This window comes from Shewanella seohaensis, assembly GCF_023283775.1.
Taxonomy (GTDB): domain Bacteria; phylum Pseudomonadota; class Gammaproteobacteria; order Enterobacterales; family Shewanellaceae; genus Shewanella; species Shewanella seohaensis.
The window spans coordinates 103,458-127,112 of record NZ_JAKILE010000009.1 but is presented as its reverse complement, the minus strand read 5'-3'; the positions used below and the strand labels follow the sequence as shown (position 1 = coordinate 127,112).

The window sequence follows — 23,655 nt, the reverse complement described above, 5'->3', positions numbered from 1 at the left end:
AAGCCTCGTTTTTAGTGAGCGCAAGTTAAGAGGATTTACGAACCCGTAAATACCACTCAGACAGGAGTCTGACTTGTTTTTTGGTATAGCCTTTCTCCATCATTCGATTGACAAAATCATCGTGTTTACGTTGATCGTCAGTCGAGGTTTTGGCGTTAAAGGAAATCACCGGGAGTAGATCCTCTGTATTTGAGAACATTTTCTTCTCAATCACAGTGCGTAGTTTTTCGTAGCTGGTCCAGAGTGGATTGTTGCCCTCATGGCTTGCGCGGGCGCGCAGGACAAAGTTAACGATCTCATTACGGAAATCTTTAGGATTGCTGATCCCCGCAGGTTTTTCGATTTTCTCCAGTTCGGCATTGAGTGCGGAGCGGTCAAACAATTGGCCGGTTTCGGGGTCACGGTATTCCTGATCTTGGATCCAGAAATCGGCATAGGTGACATAACGGTCGAAGATATTTTGGCCGTATTCAGAGTAGGACTCTAAGTACGCGGTTTGAATTTCCTTACCGATAAATTCGACGTATTTAGGGATTAAATAGCCTTTTAAGAACTCCAGATAACGTTCGGCGGTATCGCCGGGGAATTGTTCCTGCTCGATTTGGCGCTCGAGTACATAGAACAAATGTACAGGGTTAGCGGCAATCTCTGAGTGGTCAAAGTTAAATACCCGCGACAGGATCTTGAACGCGAAACGGGTAGAAAGACCGTTCATGCCTTCATCAACACCGGCGTAGTCGCGGTACTCTTGGTAGGATTTGGCCTTAGGATCGGTATCTTTAAGGCTCTCACCATCGTAGACCCGCATCTTAGAGTAGATGGAGGAGTTTTCAGGTGTTTTGATCCTCGAGAGCACACTAAATTGCGCTAGGGTTTCTAAGGTGCCAGGTGCACAAGGTGCTTGGGACAGCTCGGAGTTTTGCAGTAATTTTTTGTAAATCTGCAATTCTTCCGATACCCGCAGGCAATAGGGCACTTTGACGATATAAACCCTGTCGAGAAACGCTTCGTTGTTCTTGTTGTTTTTGAAGGTTGACCATTCTGACTCGTTAGAGTGCGCTAAAATGATACCGCTATAGGGCAGCGCGGATAAGCCTTCTGTGCCGTTATAGTTACCTTCTTGGGTGGCGGTGAGCAGTGGGTGTAGCACCTTAATGGGCGCCTTGAACATTTCCACGAACTCCATCATCCCTTGGTTTGCCCGGCAGAGTGCACCCGAATAGGCATAGGCATCGGCATCGTCTTGCGAGAAATGTTCTAGCTGACGAATATCGACCTTACCCACCAAGGAGGAAATATCTTGGTTGTTTTCATCCCCAGGCTCGGTTTTGGCAATCGCCAATTGATCGAGGATAGAGGGGTAGACCTTGACCACACGGAATTTTGAAATATCGCCGCCAAACTCGTGCAGACGTTTTACCGCCCAAGGCGACATAATGGTTTTTAAATAACGAGTGGGAATATTAAACTCATCCCGCAGCAGCTGGCCGTCTTCTTCGACATCAAAGAGACAGAAGGGGTGATCATTCACCGGGCTTCTTACGCCATTGGCGCTTAAAATGTAGATAGGCACTTTTTGCATCAAGGCTTTGAGTTTTTCCGCCAATGATGACTTACCGCCACCCACAGGGCCGAGTAAGTACAAGATTTGCTTCGATTCTTCTAAACCTTGGGCCGAGTGTTTTAGGTAGGCAACGATTTGTTCAATCGCATCTTCCATACCGTAAAAGTCTTTAAAGGCGGGATAGCGTGAGATGAGACGATTCGAAAAGATACGGCTTAGGGTTGGATTTTTCGCGGTATCAATAATTTCGGCTTCGCCGATGGCAAGCAGTAATCGCTCGGACGCTGACATATAAGCACTGCGATCTTCTTTGCAGATATCGAGGTATTCTTGCAAAGTGTATTCTTCATCGAGTTTTTGTTCGTAGCGCTTTTGGTAATGCTCGAAAATGCCCATATAAACCCCCTGAAACGCCAGTGATGTCATGGATGGATAACTGATTTTTCAGCTTCCTACACTAATCTTAGACACAAACTTGCCAGCTGTGTCAAAAAAATATCAAATAAAAACAATAACAAATGATTGCAATTGCAATTATTGCACTTGTAGCGATTGGGCGGTGTTAGGCAAAAAGGGCGAGGTGAGTGATTTGTGAGGCCATAAAAAAAGAGCCACTTGGGCTCTTTTTCGAAATGATTTAGCAGCGATTAACCAGCGAAGTTTTGGTTAACGAAGTCCCAGTTAACTAATTGCCAGAAGTGGGCTAAGTAGTCAGGACGTACGTTGCGGTAATCGATGTAGTAAGCGTGTTCCCACACGTCAACAGTCAGGATTGGCGTCACAGTGCTGTCAGTCAGAGGGGTTGCAGCATTGCTAGTGTTAACGATAGCAACAGTGCCATCGGCTTTTTTCACTAACCAAGTCCAAGCGCTACCAAAGTTGTTTACCGCAGAATCGGTAAATTGTGCTTTGAATGCGTCGAATGAACCGAATGCAGCATTGATAGCATCAGCCACAGGACCTGTTGGCTCACCGCCAGCGTTAGGCGCTAAGCAGTTCCAGTAGAAAGTGTGGTTCCAAACTTGAGCTGCGTTGTTAAATACGCCACCAGTAGAAGTCTTGATGATTTCTTCTAAAGATTTACCTGCGAAATCGGTTCCTTCGATTAAACCGTTTAGCTTAACAACGTAGGTGTTGTGATGCTTGCCGTAGTGGTATTCAATGGTTTCTTGAGAAATGTGTGGTTCTAGTGCGTTCTTTGCATATGGTAATGCGGGTAATTCGAAAGCCATTAGTATCTCTCCATGGTCTTAGGTTATCGTTTTTTAAACGTGCTCACTGCGCTCTATTGTACCGATAATATTTGTGATGTGAATCATTGTTTGGCTAATTGATTAGATAGGCGTCATCGAAAAACTAATTGTAGGGCATAACCTTACAAACTGTGGGATTTTGTTCTGTGCCTAGCTGTCGTACAATAGCGGCATTGAGTCAATGTCATCGTACTTAGGAATTAAAATGGAAACAGTAGAGAAAATTAAACAGCAGATCGCTGAAAACCCAATCATCGTTTACATGAAGGGTTCTCCTAAATTACCAAGCTGTGGTTTTTCATCTCAGGTAGCACAAATCATGATCAACTGCGGCGAGCAGTTTGCATTTGTGGATATTCTCCAGCACCCAGATATCCGTGCGGAATTACCTAAGTATGCAAACTGGCCAACTTTCCCACAATTGTGGATTGAAGGCGAGCTGATTGGTGGTTGTGATATCGTGGTTGATATGTATCAAAAAGGCGAATTACAGCCGTTAATCAAAGCGACTGCTGATAAATACAAAACCGCAGAGTAATCACGCGCAAAAGTGATGAAAGAATAATAAAAAGCCGCTAAGTGCATAACTTAGCGGCTTTTTTGTTGCCGAATCCTAACTCAAGAATTCGGCGATGAGTGATGCGCTATAGCGCTTATTCACCGCGTTTAGTGTGATGCAGCGTCACGCTCATGGTGTTTGCTTGCAGGTAACAGCAGATTCATGGTGATGGCCACAATACCACAGAGGCTGATGCCCGTGAGGCTGAAGGAGCCAATGCCAAAGGCCATACCACCAATACCGAAAACCAGTGTCACGCCGACAATACTTAAGTTACGTGGCTCGGATAAATCCACGTGATTACGGATGAGGGTATTTAAGCCCACTGCGGCGATAGAACCAAATAACAAACACATAATGCCACCCATTACAGGGACGGGAATCGTTTGCATCAGGGCGCCTAACTTACCCACAAAAGCCAAGGTAATGGCGGTGATCGCCGTCCAAGTCATGATCTTAGGGTCGAAGTTACGGGTTAAGGTCACCGCGCCAGTCACTTCCGAATAGGTGGTATTTGGGGGGCCACCGAAGGCCGCTGCAGCAATTGTCGCAACGCCGTCGCCGGTCAAGGTGCGATGCAGGCCGGGTTTTTTCATAAAGTCTTTACCCGTGACATTGGAAATCGCGAGGATATCACCAATATGTTCAACCGCAGGCGCAATCGCGACCGGGATCATAAAGGCGATGGCATGCCAGTTAAATTCAGGCGCGACAAATTTCGGAATAGCAATCCAGCTTGCCGCTGTAACCACCGCAAAATCCACGATCCCAAAGGCAAGGCTTAGACCATAACCCACCACAATCCCCGCCAGAATAGGCATCACTTTAAGTAAGCCCTTGGCAAAAATAGCCACAGCTATGGTGGTACAGAGTGAGGCGAGGGAAATAATCAAAGCGGTATTGGTGGGAACGAGTGTTAAGCTGCCGTCTCCACTTTTACCCAGCGCCATATTCACCGCCACAGGCGCTAAACCTAGACCAATGATAATAATCACTGGGCCAACCACCACAGGTGGAAGCAGTCGATGGATAAAGTCGGTGCCGCGCACTTTCACTAACGCGCCGAGGAGAATATACACAAGACCCGCGGCAATGATGCCGCCCATGGTTGATGGGATCCCCCAGGTTTGTACTCCATAAAGAATCGGGGCTATAAAGGCAAAGGAGGAGGCGAGGAAGATTGGCACTTGGCGTTTCGTGATTAACTGAAACAGCAGGGTACCAATACCCGCAGTAAACAGGGCGACACTGGTATCAAGCCCTGTGAGTAGTGGCATTAGCACTAGGGCGCCAAATGCAACAAACAGCATTTGCGCGCCCTGAAGTGGTATAGCGAGTCGTTTCATTTATTGTTCTCGTAAATTTAGGGTAAACCGTGAGATGATAACAGTTTGTTGCTATATGTTCCTTATAAAATGCCCCGATTGTAGGTAAGGATCACTGTTTTATTGCTAAAGCGAGTGACAGCACTTAATCCGTGGTCGAAATCTCCCCAAGACTCGCTAAAGGCGCTAACTATGGTACAATTTGCACTATCTGACGTTACTTCAACTACTCAAAGATGCTGAAATTCCTATTAAAGCCAAGCTTACTCGCGTTTTTATACTGCCTGTTTACCGTTAATAGCCTGCAAGCTGTTGAAGTGAGTAAATTAGATGAAGCCGATGTGCCCGTGGCTTCCCGCGCCGTGCCTGAGCGGAATAAAGCCCTTAAAGCCGCGCTGGAAAAAGTGATCATTAAGAATACCGGGACAGCACGTTCTTTGGATAACGGCGTTATCCAATCGCAACTGGCCAATCCCGATGCACTGCTGAGCCAATATGGTTATGTGGAGCAAAATGGCCAACTGCTGTTAAAAGCCAACTTTGAGCATCGCCGCATTATCACCCTGTTACGTCAGGCCCAATTACCCGTGTGGGGCATTCAGCGTCCACTGACACTCTTTTGGGTTGCCATGCCAAGTGAAGGTGACACGATTTTACTGAGTGATTCATCGACCTTAGCCGAGCGTCAGGCATTCAATACCTTCTCCGATGAGCGCGGCATTCCTGTCTTACTGCCTATCCTCGACCTCGATGAGTTGATGGGCATCAATCCGAATGATGTTAAAGGCATGTTTGCCGATATAGTGTCTAGCGTCTCCGGACGTTACCAAGCTGACTTCTTAGCCCTGGTCGCTATTGAACCAGCGGGAAACCAAGTGCGTTACCGCTTGAATTTGTACACCAAGGCCACGATCGACTCGTTAACGCCGCCACTGTTTAGTTTTAATGGTACGGCAGAAAATAGCGCGCAGGCGATCACCGCTATGATGGCCGCCCTCGGCGATTATTATTTCACTAAGTACGCCATTGCCGATTCCGGTGAACAGGTCGGTGCCAGTGTGACCTTCGTGAACATTGATAAAATGGCGCAGCTAGTTGAAGTTGAAAAATACTTAAAGCAACTCAGCGCTGTGAAGAATGCGACGCTGTCGCGCATCCAAGGTAATACCGCAACCTTTTCCTTGGATTTGTTTGGTTCTCAGACCGACTTTGAACGTTTACTGAGTCTAGAGCCGCGAATTTCGGTGGTGGCGCCAGGGGAGTTTTCTGCCGGTGCCAGCCCAGCGGGTAAAACTGTCTATCAATGGCGGTTACCTTAAACTTCCCTCGTTGTGACTGGGCATGCCTATGCTCAGTCATGTGGGGGAGTCGATAATTTATTGATATTGAGACGTACGAGTGCCATTAAACTCACCGCTACAACTGTCGTTACCGGTTTACTTACCGGATGATGAAACCTTTAACAGTTATTATCCGGCAGCGGGTAATGACGAACTTATCCAAAAGCTGCGCGCCAATGCAGAAGGCCAAGGTGAAGCCGCAATTTATGTATGGGGACCGGTGAAATCGGGGCGGACTCACTTAATGCACGCCGCTTGTGCCCATGCCAATGAACTCGACCGCCGCAGTTTTTACCTTCCCCTTGGCATTCATGCCAGCATCTCAACCGCGCTGTTAGAGGGGCTGGAGCAGCTCGATTTGATCTGCATCGACGATGTGGATGACATTGCTGGTCACCCGATTTGGGAAGAGGCCATATTCGATTTGTACAATCGTGTCGCTGAGAACAAGCGTTGTGCGCTGGTGGTCAGTGGCCGCTCGGCGCCCGCAGATGCTGGCTTCTTGTTACCTGACTTAGTCTCTCGGATGCAGTGGGGACTCAATTATCAGCTGCAACCTATGGCCGATGATGAAAAGTTAGCGGCACTGCAACGCCGTGCGGCGATGCGCGGATTACAGTTGCCCGAAGACGTTGGCCGCTTCTTGCTTAATCGTATGGCAAGGGATCTACGTACCTTATTTGATGTGTTGGATAAACTGGATAAGGCATCCCTCGTACATCAGCGCAAGCTCACGATTCCTTTTGCCAAAGAAATGCTGCACCTGTAATCGTTCTGACTGTCAATCTAAATCCTGTTTAATAAACATTCAGTGTTAACAAAAAGCCCGTCATATCACGACGGGCTTTTTATCTCTCTTTATCTCACATCTATCGCTAACTTAGGTCTGCTAAGAGGCTTGAGTTTAGTGTATCTGCCGATTTAGCAATCCAAATCATTGCTGTGGATGGCGATGACGATCGCCACTGAAGCGTAGCTCTGGCTCGGTAAGCGTTTCGCCACTGGCCGCAACTCCTTGTAGTCCTTTCACTGTGGTATTGGGTGAAATCCCCAGGGTTTGTCGCCAGCTTTGGCCTTGGGTCATCGCTATTGGCTCGGGCAGGCTCGTGAGCAGGCTGATACCATCAAGCTCTGGTAGCATGCCATCGATCACTAAGGCTGCGCGGTTCGCCAGACTATCGTCGCCAATTCGGCCCCTTTGTCCCCAGTCAACAATCACAGTATCTGCTGTGAGTAAGGCGGGCAGGTTAGTGACAGCCACATCGCGCTGGATTTGATAGCGATAACTCATCATGGCCTCTTCGAATAACATCGCCGCATCTTCACGGGTACTGGAATAGTTGTAAAAGTCATTGGCGATATCACCGGAGAAAAACGTACTCACATCCGAAGGTTGATAGGCTTTTTGGGTTGCAGTGGCTTTGGCGCCTAAGAAGCTCACCGCCGCAAGACCTGTCATTTCTGTGCTGGTGAGGGGATAGCTGCGACTCACTTGATCGGATATCAAACTCTTATTGGCATTTCTACGGCTATAGTCGTCCAACAATCTGGGGCCTGTGAGCGTGGCGTGTATGCTTCTTGGGAAGAAGTCATTGGCATGGGCGAGCTCATGGTACAAGAGTGAGGCGAGATCGGGATTAATCTGGCTGAGCGTGCGCGTGGCGCGCGTAGTGATTGGGAATCCCTGTGAAGCATATTGGTTATTTTTAACGTAACGCCACGGCATGATGAAATTGAGTTCACTGCCAAAGTCGCTGCGATAATCTGGCGCCTCGTTAATGGTGTCGCGCTGGGTTGGCGTGAGCCACAAATCATTCGGGTCGAGATAAATCGCTCCCGTAACCACCCAATAAAATGAGGGGCGCACATCATAGCTTATCACCACGGCAGTGACCGATTGTAGTAGGCGGGCAAAATCGCTGCTCGGGTCCATTTGACGTAAAAACGCGGCGAAATTGTCGCCCATCCAATCGTGGGACACTAAGACGCGATCGAGAATAGTGTCGACATCGAGCGTATTTGATACTTGGCCGATTAGCGGCAATTGATTGATAGTACAAGCTTCTTTTAACTGATTTGAGTACACACAGCTCGTTAAGGCGCTGGCATAGGGAGAAGCAGGATGATAAGCGTGGGTGCGTGCCACAGGGGTATCGAAGTAGGTTGAGCTTATTGTGGGCGCCGCCGTGGTGAGCACATAGGCTTCATCTGTCACGGTATTACCGTTAATCGTGGCCGATGCCCTAAGGCGAGTTAAGGTATCTTGACTAACAGTGGCCGCGGTAAATAGGGGTCTAAAGGGATCGCTGATATCGAGACTGACACTGGGGCCCTCGGCGATACACCAATTGATGCTTGATGCACCAAGGCCTGCTTGTTGAGCGATGCGTAGGCTGACATCGTTACCCTCAACGGCTTGATGATCTTGACGAATGTTTAGCATTGCCCCCGCGCTGCTGTCGGCATTGATCGCTATTTCAGCCGTTTCATCGATATTGCTGCCGCTGATATGTAGGCTAAAACGGTAGCTGCCTGCTGCGGGGATATCGAAGGCTAATACTGGGCTATTTTGACTCACGAGTTCAATGCTGTGGCCTTCTAACTGTTGCCAGCGGAAGGTGAGATCCTGTGAATCGCGACTCCCTAGGCTGGCAATAATGGCACTGGATTGTCCCGCCACATATTGGGGTTCAGTTTTAAAGCGGATGGCGCCTGAGTCTGTGGTGATGAGCGGAGTCACTGTAGTGCAGCGTGGCACGTTAGTGGTTGGTGGGGTTACCGTACCACCATCATTATTATCCCCACCACCGCCTCCACAGGCACTGAGAGCGACGGTCGCCGCGATAATACTCAATCGACGCATTGGAACCCATATTCCCATCATGACTCACTCCAATTAACGCTATGTTATTGTTTTTGTAGTATGACTGGCTTTGTTGGCCGTCATTGCTTTGCATATCAACCGACTATAGCACGCTCTTTTGGTTACAAAAAGTGATGAAAGGTAAGTTAAATGTTGTCGGGTTGGGAGGGGGAGTTGTGCCGAAAAGGGATTAATACAACGGCGGATTTGGCTTTGAGTGAAGGTTATAAAAGCGGGGTTCGAATTTATAGAATTATGATGTTGCGAATCACAACATATGGAGTCACGACATCTCTAATCACGACTTCTCGAAACAAAGAGCGCGGAGCGGTATTAAAACAGAACCGCGCTTGTTAATCAGAACTTGCTCATCTGAACTTGCTTATCGGTGCTGGCTAATCGCGACTTGTTGGTCGCTGGCAGCGATGAGATTGATTGGAGCTTACAATCAGTCTTGCTTGTCGGACTTTTTCTTAAGACCTAGGCCAAGTTCACGTCCACGGATACGTGCATAAAATGGGAACGCGATTAACAGGATGCCAATCAGCAGGACTTCGATAATGGCAAAGGCCAATGCATCGGTCGTGACATACAACAAGGTGAGGGCGTGCAGCATATATAAGCATAAAATAAAGCTGGCCCATGCATAGGTGTATGGGTTGCCCTTCAAAATGCCTCTTAAGGGCAGCAACAAAGGCACTAGCCAGAGGAGGCTGAATAATAAGGTGTATTCCCCATTGAGGCCCTGACCAATAAACCAACCGCCCAGTAGGAGAACGAGGGCAAGGTAGCCTAAACGGCTCAGTGTCAGCAAAGTGCTTGAGGTCATGATGTTCCTATCTTAATCGCATCGAATGATGGTGAAATGGCCGAAGATTAGAGAATGTTCAGTACATTTTCCGGTGGACGACCAATGGCTGCCTGTTGATTGGCCAGTACGATTGGGCGTTCAATCAATTTTGGCATCTTGACCATGGCGTCGATAAGTTGCTCTTCGGTTAAGGCCGGATTGGCGAGTCCCAGTGCTTGATACTCGTCTTCCTTAGTGCGCATCAACTCACGGGCGCTGAGTTTGAGTGTGGCTAAAATCCCACGGATGTCAGCGGCGCTTGGAGGATTCTTAAGGTATTCCACGACTGTGATATCGCAGCCTTGCTGCTCGAGTAGGGCTAAGGTTTCGCGGCTCTTTGAACAACGTGGGTTATGGTAAATCGTTGCTTGGGTCATAGTACTTATGCTCAATCGGCTAAAACAATGGCGCGGATGATAGCAGAAAAAACAGCGCCCCGTCAGGATGTTCGGGGCGCGATTATAACGGATAGAGGTAAAATCGCTGATTTTACTTCAAAGCATCCATCTCTTTATCCGCTTGTTTAAATTGACGGATACGTGCTTCGATTCGTGCCAGTTGTAATGGATTGCCTTCCGAGGCGCGGTAGGCAAAGTTCAGCTGATCGATAGCGCCCTTGTAGTTAGCGCCTAGCGCCATTATCTCGGCATTGGAGAAATACTCCATGCCCTGATTGCCCAATTTTTTATAGGCAAGATTGAGCAGTTGATAGGGCAGTTGATTTTGCTTATCGAGGAAAATCATGTCTTCCAGCAGTGGGATAGCTTTCGCTGGCTCACCGGCCTCAATATAGATATTGGCTAAGTTCGCGTTAATTACCTGCGATGTGGGTTTCATCTTACGCTGGGCTTCGAGTAACTTAGTCGCCTTAGCATAATCCTTGCGCTCGTTGAGCAAATCCGTCTTGGTATCGATATAAAACAAGTTGTTATCATCGATTTTTAATAGCTCGTCGACAATCTTTTCGGACTCATCAAATTTCTTCAATCTAAACAGCGCTAAGGCTTTACCGTAGAGGGCGGCCTCTTTAAAGCCGTAGGTTTGCTTATTGAGCTGCTTTTCAAACATGCTCAATACCGCATCGTCGCTGTAACTGGAAAAACGCACCTGAATACGGGCTTTAGCGAGCTGGAAGTTTAAATTATCTGGTACATAGCGGTGCGGATACTGGTGAGCGCGATCGCGCGCTTCGGAGATCCGTGACTCGGGTAATGGGTGAGTCAGCAACATTTGTGGCGGCGTAGTGGTAAAACGGTAGCGACTGGCGAGTTTACCAAAGAAATCGGCGGCGGCATTGGGGTCAAAGCCCGCATCGACCAGAATCTGCATGCCAATCCGGTCGGCTTCTTTTTCATGCAGACGGGTATAGTTGATCTTCGATTGGGTCGCCATGGCTTGAGTGGTTGCCAGCGCAGCCATCCCCGCCTGCGGCACGGCGATGGTTAATAGAATCGCCCCGAGTAGGCCTGCAACGGTCGCTGGGCCACTTTTTTGCTGTGCTTCGAGGGATCGCGCCAAGTGACGTTGGGTCACGTGGGTAATTTCGTGGCCGAGCACTGAGGCCAGCTCACTTTCGTTATCGGCGTTAAGGAATAACCCAGTGTGTACTGCAACGTGGCCGCCGAAGAAGGCAAAGGCGTTAATCTCATCGTTTTGCAGTAAGAAGAAATAAAAGGGCGTTTTAACGCCCGTGGCGTGGGCGACTAATTTATTGCCCAGTTCAGTCAAATATTGGCTCAATACCGGATCGTTCAGCATGGGCGCCGATGAACGAATCACGCGCATATAGGCATCGCCATAGACCATTTCTTTTTCTAGGCTGAAGGTATTGACGGCGGCGGTGCCTAAGTCGGGCAAGTCGTTGTTGGCAAAACTCTTTGCTGCTCCACCGAGTAACATTAATGAAAGCACACTCGCCGCAAGGGGTTTACATCGGGTCAAAAACGTCAAATTACGCAAGTGGATCCTTTGATTCTTTTAATTGTCTCAACTAAGGCTAGGGTAGCACTTAGCTTGTAGTTTGAGTTGCAACTTAGGATAATAGCCCAAGTTCGTTCATAGCAAGTTCATTATGATTTTTATTGATTTAACATCATTTCGCTGCCCCGTTCCCTTGGTTAAGGTCAAACTTGCGTTGAAGTCTGTGTCTGCTGGCGACAGTTTACATATCCTACTCTCAGACCCAGGTTCCCGCCGAGATGTTCCCGCGTTTTTTAAAAAACAGGGGCATACCGTGGTGACATTGCAAGATGACGCCAGCCAATTAGAGCTATTAATCACAAAAGTTGATTTATCGCAGGGCTAAGCACGCCCAAAGCATGATTCAATGCCGCAGTAAAAATGGCCAGTTGGCTTAGCTGGCTGCAACTTCGCATAGGCGTGTCGGTCATAGGTAGCAGTTAACTGATTTTCAAGCATATACACAGTAAAACGGATGCGATAAGGTTAACCACCAAAGCATAAGCATCTTTCCTGCGTTTTCGGAAAGCCAATCACCTCATTGGAACGAATTCATGTTTAGTTTTTTCTCTCGTTGGTATCAAGAGCGCTTTAGCGATCCTCAGGCGGTGACGCTGCTGGCCATTCTCGTGGGTCTTGCCCTTGTGTTGTATTTTGCTGGCGGCTTATTAGCGCCTTTGTTGGTGGCCTTAGTGCTGGCTTTTTTGCTTGAATGGCCTGTGGCGCAAATGCTGAAATTGGGGATTAATCGCACGACGGGCGCTTCCTTAGTACTCGTGCTGTTTTTAGGAATTGTGGTGTTGCTGACCTTTGGTCTTATCCCGAGCGTGTGGCGCCAAGGCGTGAGCTTGATGACAGATTTGCCGAGTATGATCGACAAGGGATTACAAACCTTGCAGGGATTAGCGACCCAGTATCCACAGTTTGTCAGTTCAGAACAGCTTAATTTAATGGTCGCCGAGCTTAAAAAATTGCTCGACACCCAGCACCTGCTCGATATTGCCAAGCAACTGATTGGTTACTCTGCCTCCTTATTGGTGCTGATGGTGTACGCCATTTTAGTGCCCTTATTAGTGTTCTTCTTTCTTAAAGACAAAGACCAGCTGATCAGTGGCAGTAAACGTTTTTTCCCTACTAATCGACAGCTGGCCCGCAAGGTATGGTTTGAGATGCACCAGCAGATCTTCAACTATATCCGCGGCAAGGTGATTGAGATTGTGATTGTCGGAGTAGCAAGCTACATCTTCTTTGCCTTTATGGGGCTGAGATACTCGGCCTTACTCGGGGTGTTGACCGGCTTGTCGGTGCTTATTCCCTATGTGGGCGCAACTTTAGTAACCTTGCCCATCACCTTGGTGGCCTTCTTCCAGTGGGGGTTTAGCTCCGAGTTTGGTTATCTGATGTTAGGTTACGGCATTATTCAGGCGTTAGATGGCAACGTGCTGGTGCCAATTCTGTTTTCCGATGCGGTGGATTTACACCCCGTCATCATCATTGCCGCCGTGTTAGTGTTTGGCGGTTTATGGGGCGTGTGGGGCGTGTTCTTTGCCATCCCATTGGCGTCCTTGGTGAAAGCGGTGATCAATGCTTGGCCGAAAACCGAGATTGAACCTGTAGCGATAACACCGGTGAAGGCGGATTCGGCAGAAGCCTAAGCCGCTGGCAGTAGATAAAACTGATAGATAAATGCTAATAGATAAAAAACTGAGCCAGAGTGCTCAGTTTTTTTATCCGCTAACTATTTGTACTAACTATTGTTTGTTGTACCAACGATTGTGGCACTCATCATTGCTGTAATAGATGCTGTGCGGTGGCGGCAAGGGCGCGATAGACCAAGGTCGTTTGCTTGGCTTTTATATTCCAGTGCTGCCAATAGAGGGGCACCCGAATGCGTTTTTCTGGGGTGAGTTCAATCAATATGCCTTTGTCTATCAAAGGTTTTGCCTGTAAGTGTCCCACTAAGCCATAACCTAGACTTAAGTTAATCGCCTCTAAAAAACTCTCCGATGAGGGAATGCTGTGTTGCCACCATTGGCCTGGCAGCATTTGAAAATACTGGGCGAGGTACTTTTCATGCATTTTATCTTTGGTTGAAAACACCACGGCAGGGGCTTTCGCGAGCTGCGCTTGGGTTATTTGAGCGCCGACATCATCGCTATTTTTTGCCCATTCGAAATAACGCGCCGCAAATGCAGGGGTCGCGACACACATATACTCCATGGTTCCTAAAAACTCGCTGCTACAACCGGCCATGGGATTGGCCGTTGTGGTCACGCAACCGACGGCCTCACCGTTTTTCAGTAGGTGATGGGTGTAGGACTCATCATCGACAATCAATTCCAGCAGCCAGGCATGTCGGCTGAACATATCGGCCAAGGCGGGTAAAAACCATGTCGCTAAACTGTCGGCATTGACGGCAATCCGCACCGTCGTGGGATGGTTTGGGTCATCGGCATCTAACTCGGCTCTCAATTCACTCTCGAGTAATTGCACCTGAGAATAGTGGCGCAATAAACGTTTACCCGTGGGAGTCGCCACCACGGGCGTTGAGCGAATAAGTAAGGATTGGCCGACTCGTTCTTCTAACTGCCTAACGCGCTGTGACACCGCCGATTGAGTGATATGCAACACTTTGGCGGCGCGCTCGAAGCCGCCTTCGGAGACGACGACCGCAAGCGCTTTAAGATTGGCGTATTCCAACATGATTGCCGTCCTTAAAATTATTAATTTTACTTATGATACATAAAAAACATTAGTTATATTAATTTTGTTGTTTTGTCTATGCTAGCGCCTTCTTCAGACATGAGAGGTAGTTATGCAAACGGCGTTTATACAAGGTATGGGCATAGGTGGTAGTTTGATTATTGCCGTAGGGGCGCAAAATGCCTTTGTGCTAAAGCAGGGGATTAAGCGAGCTTATCCTTTGCCGATTGCGCTGCTTTGTTCAATCATCGATGCCTTAATGATCACTGCGGGTGTGGCGGGGCTTGGGCACATTATTGAAGCCTTTCCGACTATCAAACATGTGGCCAGTTTTGGTGGGGCCGCCTTTTTGATTTGGTACGGTGCTAATGCACTTAAGGCCTCATTTGTCGCTAAAGGGATGGAGATGGACAATGCGCAAAATGCCGACACTTTGCGTAAGGCCATGCTGACCACGCTTGGGATCAGCCTGCTTAATCCACACCTTTATTTAGATACAGTTGTGCTGCTGGGGAGCATTAGCACTCAGTTCGAAGATGCCCATCGTCCTTGGTTTGGTGCGGGCGCGGTATTGGCTTCGTTTATTTGGTTCTTCAGCCTAAGTTTTGGTGCGCGTTTATTGGCACCGATATTTAGCCGCCCAGCGGCGTGGCGATATTTAGACCGCTTTATTTGGTTGACCATGTGGAGCATTGCCGCGGCAATTATTTGGCCTTATCTGGCCTAATCTTGGGTAACTAAGTAGCATCCGCTTGAATTTATTCCACAAATCAGGTTGATTTTTAGACGCAAGCTGAAAATTTTTCATGAAAAAAGGCCCTGATAAAGGGCCTTTTTGCGTTCAACTGCTAATTTTTTGTGCGCTGTGTTGAGCCGCGAGACATGAATGCGGTACTAAAGTGCGCAATTAACCTGCAATTTGCGCCAGTACAACTTGGTGATGATCGCTGGTTTTAAACTTATCGAACACATGGGCAATGGTGCCGTCGGTGTTGATGAGGAAGCTCAATCTATGGATACCGTCGTAGATTTTGCCCATAAATTTCTTCTCGCCCCACACGCCAAAGGCATCGGCGACGCTGTGGTCTTCATCGCTGAGCAGGGTAAAGTTAAGCGACTGTTTTTCTGCAAACTTAGCTAATTTAGCCACGGGATCAGGGCTAATGCCAAGCACGGTCACTTTGTGGCTGTCGAGTTCGGCTTTGCTGTCACGTAAACCACAGGCTTGCACTGTGCAGCCAGGGGTTGAAGCCTTGGGGTAAAAGTAGACTAAAACCGGACCGCGCGTTAAGCATTCTTGTAGGGAAACAGCATTACCCTGTTGATCTTGAAGGGTAAATAGCGGCGCTTTTGCGCCAGCGGTTAATGTGTTCATCAATTATCCTCTATCGCTTCTTGAGGTGGTGCCTTCCATGCGTCTAATGGTGCAATCCAGTGCCATTTCTTCAGAGAGTTGATAGATACTCTTTTCGAGCTTTTCTAGTTCAACTTTTTCAGGAATATTGATGGTTAACGAAATCGTCTGGGTTTGCTCACCGTTGTCGAGTTCTTCAGAGAAAGAGCGTACTGCGGCTAAGTCTAAGGAACGGTCGGCGAGGAACTGGGTGATAAGCTTCATGGTGCCGCGCTGATCCTTACCGGTAAAGCGCACTTCAAGGCGTGAAAGGTAGTTTTGCGGCGTATGTTTAGAGGTGCGCTTCATCACTGTCATCAGTTCTAATTCAACACTGAGACTCGGGAGCAGGCTTTCAATTTTCGTTATGGATGCCCACGAACCTGACAACATCATGATTAAGGTAAATTCGTTACCAAATAATGCCATACGGCTGTCGACGATATCGCAGTCACAGTCGCTGGCAAGCCGAGCTAGTTTACTTACGAGTCCAGGACGGTCTACGCCCATTGCGGTTACGACCAGGAAATTGGTCATGAATTGTCCTCACTTTTTCGATATCATAGAGCGAAAACTCGAGACTGAGTGCCGAGTTTTTGTGCGGGATGTAATGCTACCATAACTAATTCAATTTGAGAGCCCCGTTAGTGCTTGTCATTAATGGTTGGCATCAGTACCATAGCGAATCCTGAAATTTTGGGGAAGTCAGATGATAAACGGAAGCATCGTAGCCTTAATCACGCCAATGAACAGTGATGGCTCAGTAGATTTTGCAAGTCTTGAAAGGTTAGTCGAATTCCATATTGACCAAGGCACAGACGCCATCGTCGCCGTGGGCACTACCGGCGAGTCAGCGACTCTGCCAATGAATGAGCACGTTACTGTGGTCGCGCAAACGGTTAAGTTTGCCGCAGGCCGTATTCCTGTGATTGGTGGCAATGGCGCGAATGCGACATCTGAAGCTATCGAACTCACCAAGTCTTTATCTAAAGTAGGGGTTGCCGCCATGTTAGGCGTGACACCTTACTACAATAAACCCACGCCAAAGGGCTTAGTCGCACACTACACAGCTGTCGCGGCGAGCACGGATATTCCGCAAATTCTCTATAACGTACCAGGACGCACCGCCGTCGACATGAAGCCCGAAACCGTGGCCGAATTGGTCGCAGTGAGCAATATTATTGGTGTTAAAGAAGCCACGGGCGATGTATCACGCGTTAAGCGTTTACGTGAGCTTTGCGGTAATGACTTTATGTTGTACAGCGGCGATGATGCAACGGCGAGAGAGTTTTTACTCCTTGGCGGTAATGGCGTGATTTCGGTTGCCAACAACATAGTGCCAAAAGCATTTAAAGCCATGTGTGATGCAGCACTTGCGGGCAATGCCGAATTAGCGGCGAGCATCGATGAGCCGCTGCGTGGTCTGTATAGCACACTATTCTGTGAAGCGAACCCAATCCCTGTGAAGTGGGCCGCTCACCGTATGGGACTGATTGAGTGTGGCCATATTCGTTTACCTTTGACTGAACTTTCTGAGCAATGTCATGGTCTGTTGTTAGATGCAATGACTCGCGCCCAGATAGAGGTTAAATAATTAATGTTAAAGAAAGTCACCCCACTGTTCCTAGTTGCTGCCGTTGCAGCTTGTAGCTCGCCATTAGAGCGTCGCCAAGCAAACGGCGGTGAAGACTATGTGCAGGCCGAGCAAGCGCCAATGCTGAAGATCCCCGAGGGATTAAAAGCACCGCCATACAATAAAGAATTTGAAGTGCCTAACTTAGGGCCAAAGGCGAATTCCGCGCTGGTTGGTAAAAACCTCGATATCCGTCCTCCACTACAAGTCCTGCCAATGGCAGAAGGTACGCACGTGGAAGAGGGCAGCGATAACATTAAGATCGTGGTTGAATCGATTGATAACAGCGTCGATCTTAAGCAAGAAATCTTCACTAACTTAGATGGTTTCTTTGCTAAGCAAGGCATCAACATTCGCAACCGCGATTTCGATAAAGGCAGTATCGAAACCGATTGGATTGAAAACACGGAAGTGCTGGAATCGAGCCTCTGGGGCTCAGATAAAGAGTATCTGCTGCGTCAGCGCTATCGCTTCGACGTAGAAACCCGTCCGCACGGCCGTACCGCTAACATAGTGATCCACTTGGTTGAACACCAAGAGTTTTACGATGGTAAAGATCAGGATGTGCTGTTAAGCAGTGAAGATAAACAGCGTTACACCATCGATATGCTGAACAGTTCTATCGCTTATATGAGTGTGAAACGTGAGCAAGCGATTCAAGCGAACCGTTTGAAGCAGACCTTAGGGATCAATGTAGATTTAGTGACGCCTGAAGAAGGGGTTGCTTACTGGTCCGCGAAAGCGCCATACAAACAAGTGTGGGATCGTCTGCGTATCGTGCTGCCAGAAATGGGCTTTGAAATTGCCGATATGGACAGCGCCAAGGGGCTTTACTTCATTAAGTTTACCGACAACTCTGGTTTCTGGAGTTCGTTGTGGAACGACAATCAATTGGCCTTGAAGGAAGGCAGTTACCGCATACTGCTTGAAGACGGCGATAGCCCAGAGGAAACCAAAATCCTGCTGCGCGACGGTGAAGACCAACCATTGTCGAATGAAGTCGTGACCAATGTGTATCAGTCACTGTCGAACCTGATGAAAGAAGAGCGCAAACTGCGTTAATCCTACCTCAGTCAACAAAAGGGCGATCTAATCGCCCTTTTTTGTGCCTGCCATTTGAGCGTCGCTATGCTCACCTTGTGCGTTAACTATACAGAATGATGTTTCAGAATATTTCTGGCGTATATCAATATTTAAAGCATGGTTTTAGATAAAGTGTTTTCAATTTTGACTTTTGTTGAAGTAATTCGCTAAAAGTGCCAATTATCCTACTGTATTCTTAATCCTGCTTATCCTTTCTGACTCGAATTGCCATTTATTACATATTTTATGCAGTTGGCGTAATTTGTAAGAAAAAGTAAAACGTATTGATGCAATGATGCGAGTGGGTAAACTAGCCGTCACTAATGCGAGTCATCATCATTTGGAAGCCAGATGAAAAAAATCATAATTATCATCGCTATTTTGGCTGCGGGCTGGTTTGGATACCAAAGTATGCAACCCCAAGCACCGCAGAAAGCTAACGTTAAGCTCACCCCTAATGTGGTCATCGCGACTGCCGCTATGGCGCCCGTGCGTGACGAAGTCGAAGCCATAGGCACCAACAAGGCCTATGAGTCTGTCACTATCACGCCTAAAGTCACCGATGTGGTTACTTCTCTCAAGTTTGATGATGGCGATATCGTCAAGAAGGGCGACTTATTGGTGCAACTGCAAAATGCCGAGCAGATAGCCAAAGTAAAAGTGGCGCAGGTGAAGGTGAGTGACAACCAGCGCGAGTTAGCGCGGATCAGCTCTCTGGTGACCAGCCGCACTGTGGCGGAGTTAGAACGTGACCGCCTGCAAACCTTAATCGATACCACCCGTGCCGAGCTAGAGCAGGCACAATCATCCCTCAATGATCGCAGTATAGTGGCGCCCTTTAATGGTCGTTTAGGCCTGCGCCAAGTGAGTGTGGGTAGCTTAGTGACTCCGGGGACTGAGATCACCACGCTCGATGATATCTCTAAGATTAAATTGGACTTTTCGGTGCCTGAGCGCTTTATTCAAGACTTACAGCCCGGTAAACAAGTTGAAGCCAAAGCCGTAGCGTTTCCCGATGAAATCTTTAAAGGCAAAGTGATTTCTATCGATAGCCGTGTTAATCCAACGACTCGCGCCGTGATTGTGCGCGCCGAAATCCCAAATCCGGATTTACGTTTACTGCCCGGCATGCTGATGAAGGTGAAACTCATCAAGCGCAGCCGCGAGGCCTTGATGTTGCCTGAGTCGGCGATTATCCCAATCCAAAAAGAGCATTTTGTTTACAGCGTCAATAAGGACAATGTGATTGAGCGTAAGCAAGTCACCATTGGTATTCGGACCCGCGGCTGGGTCGAAATCCTCGGTGGTTTAGAGATTGGTGAAAACGTGGTGATCCGCGGGCTACTCAAAGTGCACCCAGGCGATGTGGTCAAAACCGAATTGGCTGAGAAGTTTAGCTATCTTTCCGATGCTAATGCGGAGCCAAGTGTATGATCCTGACAGATCTTTCCGTTAAACGACCGGTATTTGCCTCGGTTATTAGCCTATTGCTGGTGGCCTTTGGTTTAGTGGCATTCGATAAGTTACCGCTGCGGGAATACCCTAACATCGACCCGCCGATTGTCTCGATTGAAACCAACTATCGCGGCGCCAGTGCCGCTGTGGTCGAGAGCCGTATCACCCAGCTGATTGAAGATAGGATCAGCGGCGTTGAAGGTATTCGCCATGTGAGTTCATCGAGCAGCGATGGTCGCTCGCAGGTGACCTTAGAGTTCGATATCAGCCGCAACATTGAAGATGCGGCCAACGACGTGCGCGACAGAATTTCGGGCCTGTTAGATAACTTACCCGAAGAAGCCGATCCCCCAGAGGTACAAAAGGCCAACGGTGGCGATGAAGTAATTATGTGGCTCAACCTAGTGTCGGATCAAATGACCACATTAGAGCTAACCGATTACACCCGTCGCTATTTATCCGACCGTCTGTCCGTGGTGGACGGGGTGTCGATGATCCGTATCGGTGGTGGCAAAGTTTACGCCATGCGCGTCTGGCTCGATAGACAAGCATTAGCATCCAGAAGCCTTACTGTAGCCGATGTTGAAGCCGCGTTAAGGGCTGAAAACGTTGAGTTGCCCGCAGGTTCGCTCGAGTCCAAGGAGCGCCACTTTACCGTACGTTTAGAGCGTAGTTATCGCACTGCCGAGGATTTTGCCAATTTGGTGATTTCCCAAGGTGAAGACGGCTATTTAGTCAAGCTTGGCGATGTGGCTAAGGTGGAAATTGGCTCGGAAGAAGAGCGTATCATGTTCCGCGGCAACAAGGAGGCCATGATTGGTCTTGGGGTGTCGAAACAGTCGACCGCCAACACCTTAGAAGTGGCCCGCGCCGTTAACGCCTTAGTCGATAAAATCAATCCAACCTTACCCGCTGGCATGTCGATTAAACGCAGCTACGACAGCTCAGTGTTTATCGAAGCCTCGATTAAAGAGGTGTACCAAACCCTGTTCACCGCCATGGTGCTGGTGATCATAGTTATTTATCTGTTCCTTGGCAGCGTGCGCGCCATGTTAATCCCTGCGATTACCGTGCCCGTGTCTTTGCTCGGAACGTTTATCGTGCTCTATGCGCTAGGATACACAATCAACCTGTTGACGCTGCTTGCGATGATCCTCGCCATCGGTATGGTGGTAGACGATGCGATTGTGATGCTGGAAAACATTCACCGCCGTATCGAAGAAGGGGATTCACCCTTAAAGGCGGCATTCTTGGGCGCCCGTGAAGTGGCCTTTGCGGTTATCGCCACCACCTTAGTGCTAGTGGCGGTATTTATGCCGATCACTTTCCTCGAAGGGGACTTAGGTAAGCTCTTTAAGGAGTTTGCGGTGGCCATGAGCGCGGCGGTGATCTTCTCCAGTATCGTGGCCTTAACCTTAAGCCCGATGATGTGTTCTAAGCTGCTTAAACCCGCGTCGCAGGATTCGTGGTTAGTGCGTAAGGTCGATAGCATTATGACGGGGATTTCCCGTGGCTATCAAAGCTCGCTTGAGAAGGCGATGGCAAGACCTGTGCTGATGTCGATATTAGTCTTGATTGCGCTCGGGAGCAGTGTGTTGCTCGCCCAAAAAGTGCCGCAGGAATTTGCGCCGCAGGAGGATCGGGGTTCGTTATTTTTGATGGTGAACGGGCCGCAGGGCGCGAGTTACGAATATATCGAATCCTACATGAACGAAGTGGAAAACCGTTTAATGCCGTTGGTGGACTCGGGCGACATTAAACGCTTGCTGATCCGTGCGCCCCGTGGCTTTGGCCGCGCCGCCGACTTCTCTAACGGGATGGCGATTATCGTGCTCGAAGATTGGGGACAACGTCGCCCGATGAAAGAAGTGATAGGCGATATTAACAAGCGCCTCGCGGATTTAGCCGGTGTACAAGCTTTCCCTGTGATGCGTCAAGCCTTTGGCCGTGGCGTGGGTAAACCTGTGCAGTTTGTGATTGGTGGTCCAAGCTATGAAGAGTTGGCCCGCTGGCGCGACATTATGATGGAAAAGGCGGCGGAAAATCCTAAACTGCTTGGCCTTGACCACGATTATAAAGAAACCAAACCGCAGCTTAGAGTGGTGATCGACAGGGACAGGGCGGCCAGCCTTGGGGTATCGATTTCCAATATCGGCCGCACCTTAGAATCGATGCTGGGCTCGCGTTTAGTCACCACCTTTATGCGTGATGGTGAAGAGTACGATGTGATTGTGGAAGGGGAACGCAGTAACCAAAATACCGCGGCCGATCTGCAAAATATCTATGTTCGCTCCGAACGGACCAAGGAGCTGATCCCTCTGTCGAACTTAGTCACGGTCGAAGAGTTTGCCGATGCCAGCTCCCTTAACCGTTATAACCGTATGCGTGCGATCACTATCGAAGCCAGCTTGGCGGATGGTTATAGCCTAGGTGAAGCGCTGGATTACCTCAATCAAGTGGCACGTGCTTACCTGCCTGCGGAAGCGGTGATCAGCTACAAGGGACAATCTTTGGATTATCAAGAGTCTGGCAGCTCAATGTACTTTGTATTCCTGCTGGCGCTGGGGATTGTATTCCTAGTATTAGCGGCGCAGTTCGAAAGCTATATTCACCCTATGGTGATCATGCTGACGGTACCGCTGGCCACGGTTGGCGCCTTGATAGGGCTGTGGTTTACGGGGCAGAGTCTCAATATCTACAGCCAGATTGGGATTATTATGCTGGTGGGCCTTGCGGCGAAAAACGGTATTCTTATCGTCGAATTTGCCAACCAGTTGCGGGATAAGGGCGTTGATTTCGATCGCGCGATTATTCAAGCCTCTTGTCAGCGTTTACGCCCCATCCTAATGACGGGGATTACCACTGCCGCGGGCGCCGTACCTCTGGTATTGGCCGCTGGTGCGGGGGCGGAAACCCGCTTCGTGATTGGTGTGGTGGTGCTTTCGGGCATTATGCTGGCGACCTTGTTCACTATCTTTGTGATCCCAACCGCCTACGGCCTCTTTGCCCGTAACAGCGGTTCTCCAGAAGCGATTGCCCAGCAATTAGATAAGGAGTTGGCGCAGGATTAATCCCACGCGAACACTTAGCCCAAATAAAATAGGCGCTTAAGTTTACTTAAGCGCCTATTTTATTTGGGCTAAATCTCTTTGGGCGAAATCACTTTGGGGTAACGTCAACGGCTTGAATATAGCGAAAGGAGGTTTTCTCAAAGCCAACGGACTCATAGTAGGCTTGGGTCTGCTCGCGGCGCATAGAGGTGGTGACCTCAAGCTGGCGACAACCCCGCTCACTTGCTCTGTCTTTGGTAAAATCAATCAGTTGCGTCCCCACGCCTAAACCTCGACTCGCTTCAGCCACCACTAAGGCGGTAATGCGGCAGATTTGCTGCTGCGAGGGAAAATAATCAAAAAAGATCAAACTTATCAGCCCAACTATGTCTCCCTCAGACTCGGCGAGATAGATTTCATCCGATCTTTTGGGAGCATCGAGATATTGCCGTAACTCCTTCTCGCTGGCACTGTAACCCAGCTGCAACAGTAAGTTAGCCATGGCGTTAAGGTCTGTTATCTGTGCTTGTCTAATTGCAATAAAGCCCATCATGCTTCCTTGTGTTATCCAGTACCTAGATTTCTATTAAGCAGGTATTCTGCCAATACATGACTCTTGAGGTTG

The 23,655-nt window shown here is 48.6% G+C and carries 21 protein-coding genes; 10 read left to right on the top strand and 11 right to left on the bottom strand.

Annotation, left to right across the window (positions count from 1 at the left end):
* Positions 1-25: 25 nt before the first annotated feature.
* Positions 26-1,960 carry a PrkA family serine protein kinase gene (locus L2713_RS12290; protein WP_011716674.1) on the bottom strand — a complete coding sequence of 645 codons (1,935 nt, stop codon included), beginning with the start codon at positions 1,958-1,960 and terminating at the stop codon, positions 26-28.
* A gap of 251 nt (positions 1,961-2,211) precedes the next feature.
* The gene (gene sodB / locus L2713_RS12285; protein WP_011622352.1) at positions 2,212-2,796 is read right to left on the bottom strand and encodes a superoxide dismutase [Fe]; all 585 of its coding nucleotides are present in this window, start codon (positions 2,794-2,796) and stop codon (positions 2,212-2,214) included.
* 226 nt (positions 2,797-3,022) lie between these two features.
* Between sodB and L2713_RS12280 the strand changes: the two genes are divergently transcribed.
* Complete coding sequence (locus L2713_RS12280) at positions 3,023-3,355, top strand: Grx4 family monothiol glutaredoxin (RefSeq protein WP_011622353.1); 333 nt, start codon at positions 3,023-3,025, stop codon at positions 3,353-3,355.
* A 128-nt stretch (positions 3,356-3,483) separates the two neighbouring features.
* On the opposite strand, the gene L2713_RS12275 is transcribed toward L2713_RS12280, so the two are convergent.
* The gene (locus L2713_RS12275) at positions 3,484-4,722 is read right to left on the bottom strand and encodes a uracil-xanthine permease family protein (protein WP_248968095.1); all 1,239 of its coding nucleotides are present in this window, start codon (positions 4,720-4,722) and stop codon (positions 3,484-3,486) included.
* 215 nt (positions 4,723-4,937) lie between these two features.
* On the opposite strand from L2713_RS12275, the gene L2713_RS12270 reads away from it, so the two are divergent.
* Positions 4,938-6,020 (top strand): DUF2066 domain-containing protein, encoded by a 1,083-nt coding sequence (locus L2713_RS12270; RefSeq protein ID WP_248968094.1) that lies wholly within the window; start codon positions 4,938-4,940, stop codon positions 6,018-6,020.
* Between the two features lie 79 nt (positions 6,021-6,099).
* Positions 6,100-6,810: a DnaA inactivator Hda gene (gene hda / locus L2713_RS12265; protein WP_011622356.1), complete on the top strand. Its 711-nt coding sequence runs from the start codon at positions 6,100-6,102 to the stop codon at positions 6,808-6,810.
* A 165-nt stretch (positions 6,811-6,975) separates the two neighbouring features.
* On the opposite strand, the gene L2713_RS12260 is transcribed toward hda, so the two are convergent.
* From L2713_RS12260 to bepA, 4 genes are all read right to left on the bottom strand, one after another.
* Positions 6,976-8,922: an autotransporter adhesin family protein gene (locus tag L2713_RS12260; protein WP_248968131.1), complete on the bottom strand. Its 1,947-nt coding sequence runs from the start codon at positions 8,920-8,922 to the stop codon at positions 6,976-6,978.
* A gap of 430 nt (positions 8,923-9,352) precedes the next feature.
* A complete protein-coding gene (locus L2713_RS12255; protein ID WP_248968093.1) occupies positions 9,353-9,733 on the bottom strand; it encodes a DUF2069 domain-containing protein in 381 nt (126 codons plus the stop codon).
* A 47-nt stretch (positions 9,734-9,780) separates the two neighbouring features.
* Complete coding sequence (arsC, locus tag L2713_RS12250) at positions 9,781-10,131, bottom strand: arsenate reductase (glutaredoxin) (protein WP_248968092.1); 351 nt, start codon at positions 10,129-10,131, stop codon at positions 9,781-9,783.
* Positions 10,132-10,243: 112 nt separating this feature from the next.
* Positions 10,244-11,713, bottom strand: a complete 1,470-nt coding sequence (gene bepA, locus L2713_RS12245) for a beta-barrel assembly-enhancing protease (RefSeq protein WP_109287607.1) — start codon at positions 11,711-11,713, stop codon at positions 10,244-10,246.
* 112 nt (positions 11,714-11,825) lie between these two features.
* Here bepA and L2713_RS12240 point away from each other — a divergent pair, with 112 nt between their 5' ends.
* A complete protein-coding gene (locus L2713_RS12240; protein WP_248968091.1) occupies positions 11,826-12,059 on the top strand; it encodes a sulfurtransferase TusA family protein in 234 nt (77 codons plus the stop codon).
* A gap of 208 nt (positions 12,060-12,267) precedes the next feature.
* Positions 12,268-13,368 carry an AI-2E family transporter gene (locus L2713_RS12235; RefSeq protein WP_248968090.1) on the top strand — a complete coding sequence of 367 codons (1,101 nt, stop codon included), beginning with the start codon at positions 12,268-12,270 and terminating at the stop codon, positions 13,366-13,368.
* A gap of 130 nt (positions 13,369-13,498) precedes the next feature.
* Here L2713_RS12235 and L2713_RS12230 read toward each other — a convergent pair whose 3' ends face one another.
* Entirely contained in the window at positions 13,499-14,416 is a 918-nt protein-coding gene (locus L2713_RS12230; protein ID WP_109287609.1) for a LysR family transcriptional regulator ArgP, read from the bottom strand.
* A gap of 112 nt (positions 14,417-14,528) precedes the next feature.
* Here L2713_RS12230 and L2713_RS12225 point away from each other — a divergent pair, with 112 nt between their 5' ends.
* Positions 14,529-15,143 carry a LysE/ArgO family amino acid transporter gene (locus tag L2713_RS12225; RefSeq protein ID WP_011626499.1) on the top strand — a complete coding sequence of 205 codons (615 nt, stop codon included), beginning with the start codon at positions 14,529-14,531 and terminating at the stop codon, positions 15,141-15,143.
* A 180-nt stretch (positions 15,144-15,323) separates the two neighbouring features.
* On the opposite strand, the gene bcp is transcribed toward L2713_RS12225, so the two are convergent.
* Positions 15,324-15,791, bottom strand: coding sequence for a thioredoxin-dependent thiol peroxidase (gene bcp / locus L2713_RS12220; RefSeq protein WP_011716685.1), 468 nt, complete (start codon positions 15,789-15,791; stop codon positions 15,324-15,326).
* Positions 15,792-15,794: 3 nt separating this feature from the next.
* Positions 15,795-16,346, bottom strand: a complete 552-nt coding sequence (locus tag L2713_RS12215) for a glycine cleavage system transcriptional repressor (protein ID WP_011716686.1) — start codon at positions 16,344-16,346, stop codon at positions 15,795-15,797.
* A 172-nt stretch (positions 16,347-16,518) separates the two neighbouring features.
* On the opposite strand from L2713_RS12215, the gene dapA reads away from it, so the two are divergent.
* The 4 genes from dapA (at position 16,519) to L2713_RS12195 (ending at position 23,051) form a co-directional block, all read left to right on the top strand.
* Entirely contained in the window at positions 16,519-17,403 is an 885-nt protein-coding gene (gene dapA / locus L2713_RS12210; RefSeq protein ID WP_248968089.1) for a 4-hydroxy-tetrahydrodipicolinate synthase, read from the top strand.
* A 3-nt stretch (positions 17,404-17,406) separates the two neighbouring features.
* Complete coding sequence (gene bamC / locus L2713_RS12205) at positions 17,407-18,504, top strand: NlpB/DapX family lipoprotein (protein ID WP_248968088.1); 1,098 nt, start codon at positions 17,407-17,409, stop codon at positions 18,502-18,504.
* A gap of 372 nt (positions 18,505-18,876) precedes the next feature.
* Positions 18,877-19,959 (top strand): efflux RND transporter periplasmic adaptor subunit, encoded by a 1,083-nt coding sequence (locus L2713_RS12200; RefSeq protein ID WP_011623099.1) that lies wholly within the window; start codon positions 18,877-18,879, stop codon positions 19,957-19,959.
* Entirely contained in the window at positions 19,956-23,051 is a 3,096-nt protein-coding gene (locus L2713_RS12195; protein WP_011623098.1) for an efflux RND transporter permease subunit, read from the top strand. Before L2713_RS12200 ends, L2713_RS12195 begins: the two co-directional genes overlap by 4 nt.
* An 88-nt stretch (positions 23,052-23,139) precedes the next feature.
* Here L2713_RS12195 and L2713_RS12190 read toward each other — a convergent pair whose 3' ends face one another.
* Positions 23,140-23,580, bottom strand: a complete 441-nt coding sequence (locus L2713_RS12190; protein WP_248968087.1) for a GNAT family N-acetyltransferase — start codon at positions 23,578-23,580, stop codon at positions 23,140-23,142.
* Positions 23,581-23,655: the final 75 nt, after the last annotated feature.

Bases quoted from the DNA above. Each gene is read 5' to 3' on its own strand.
- L2713_RS12200 (WP_011623099.1), top strand. From the start codon at position 18,877: ATGAAAAAAATCATAATTATCATCGCTATTTTGGCTGCGGGCTGGTTT.
- L2713_RS12275 (WP_248968095.1), bottom strand. From the start codon at position 4,722: ATGAAACGACTCGCTATACCACTTCAGGGCGCGCAAATGCTGTTTGTT.
- L2713_RS12270 (WP_248968094.1), top strand. From the start codon at position 4,938: ATGCTGAAATTCCTATTAAAGCCAAGCTTACTCGCGTTTTTATACTGC.
- L2713_RS12225 (WP_011626499.1), top strand. From the start codon at position 14,529: ATGCAAACGGCGTTTATACAAGGTATGGGCATAGGTGGTAGTTTGATT.
- L2713_RS12255 (WP_248968093.1), bottom strand. From the start codon at position 9,733: ATGACCTCAAGCACTTTGCTGACACTGAGCCGTTTAGGCTACCTTGCC.
- L2713_RS12235 (WP_248968090.1), top strand. From the start codon at position 12,268: ATGTTTAGTTTTTTCTCTCGTTGGTATCAAGAGCGCTTTAGCGATCCT.
- L2713_RS12215 (WP_011716686.1), bottom strand. From the start codon at position 16,346: ATGACCAATTTCCTGGTCGTAACCGCAATGGGCGTAGACCGTCCTGGA.
- L2713_RS12190 (WP_248968087.1), bottom strand. From the start codon at position 23,580: ATGGGCTTTATTGCAATTAGACAAGCACAGATAACAGACCTTAACGCC.
- dapA (WP_248968089.1), top strand. From the start codon at position 16,519: ATGATAAACGGAAGCATCGTAGCCTTAATCACGCCAATGAACAGTGAT.
- L2713_RS12230 (WP_109287609.1), bottom strand. From the start codon at position 14,416: ATGTTGGAATACGCCAATCTTAAAGCGCTTGCGGTCGTCGTCTCCGAA.
- L2713_RS12290 (WP_011716674.1), bottom strand. From the start codon at position 1,960: ATGGGCATTTTCGAGCATTACCAAAAGCGCTACGAACAAAAACTCGAT.
- bamC (WP_248968088.1), top strand. From the start codon at position 17,407: ATGTTAAAGAAAGTCACCCCACTGTTCCTAGTTGCTGCCGTTGCAGCT.
- bcp (WP_011716685.1), bottom strand. From the start codon at position 15,791: ATGAACACATTAACCGCTGGCGCAAAAGCGCCGCTATTTACCCTTCAA.
- L2713_RS12195 (WP_011623098.1), top strand. From the start codon at position 19,956: ATGATCCTGACAGATCTTTCCGTTAAACGACCGGTATTTGCCTCGGTT.
- L2713_RS12240 (WP_248968091.1), top strand. From the start codon at position 11,826: ATGATTTTTATTGATTTAACATCATTTCGCTGCCCCGTTCCCTTGGTT.
- L2713_RS12260 (WP_248968131.1), bottom strand. From the start codon at position 8,922: ATGGGAATATGGGTTCCAATGCGTCGATTGAGTATTATCGCGGCGACC.
- L2713_RS12280 (WP_011622353.1), top strand. From the start codon at position 3,023: ATGGAAACAGTAGAGAAAATTAAACAGCAGATCGCTGAAAACCCAATC.
- sodB (WP_011622352.1), bottom strand. From the start codon at position 2,796: ATGGCTTTCGAATTACCCGCATTACCATATGCAAAGAACGCACTAGAA.
- arsC (WP_248968092.1), bottom strand. From the start codon at position 10,131: ATGACCCAAGCAACGATTTACCATAACCCACGTTGTTCAAAGAGCCGC.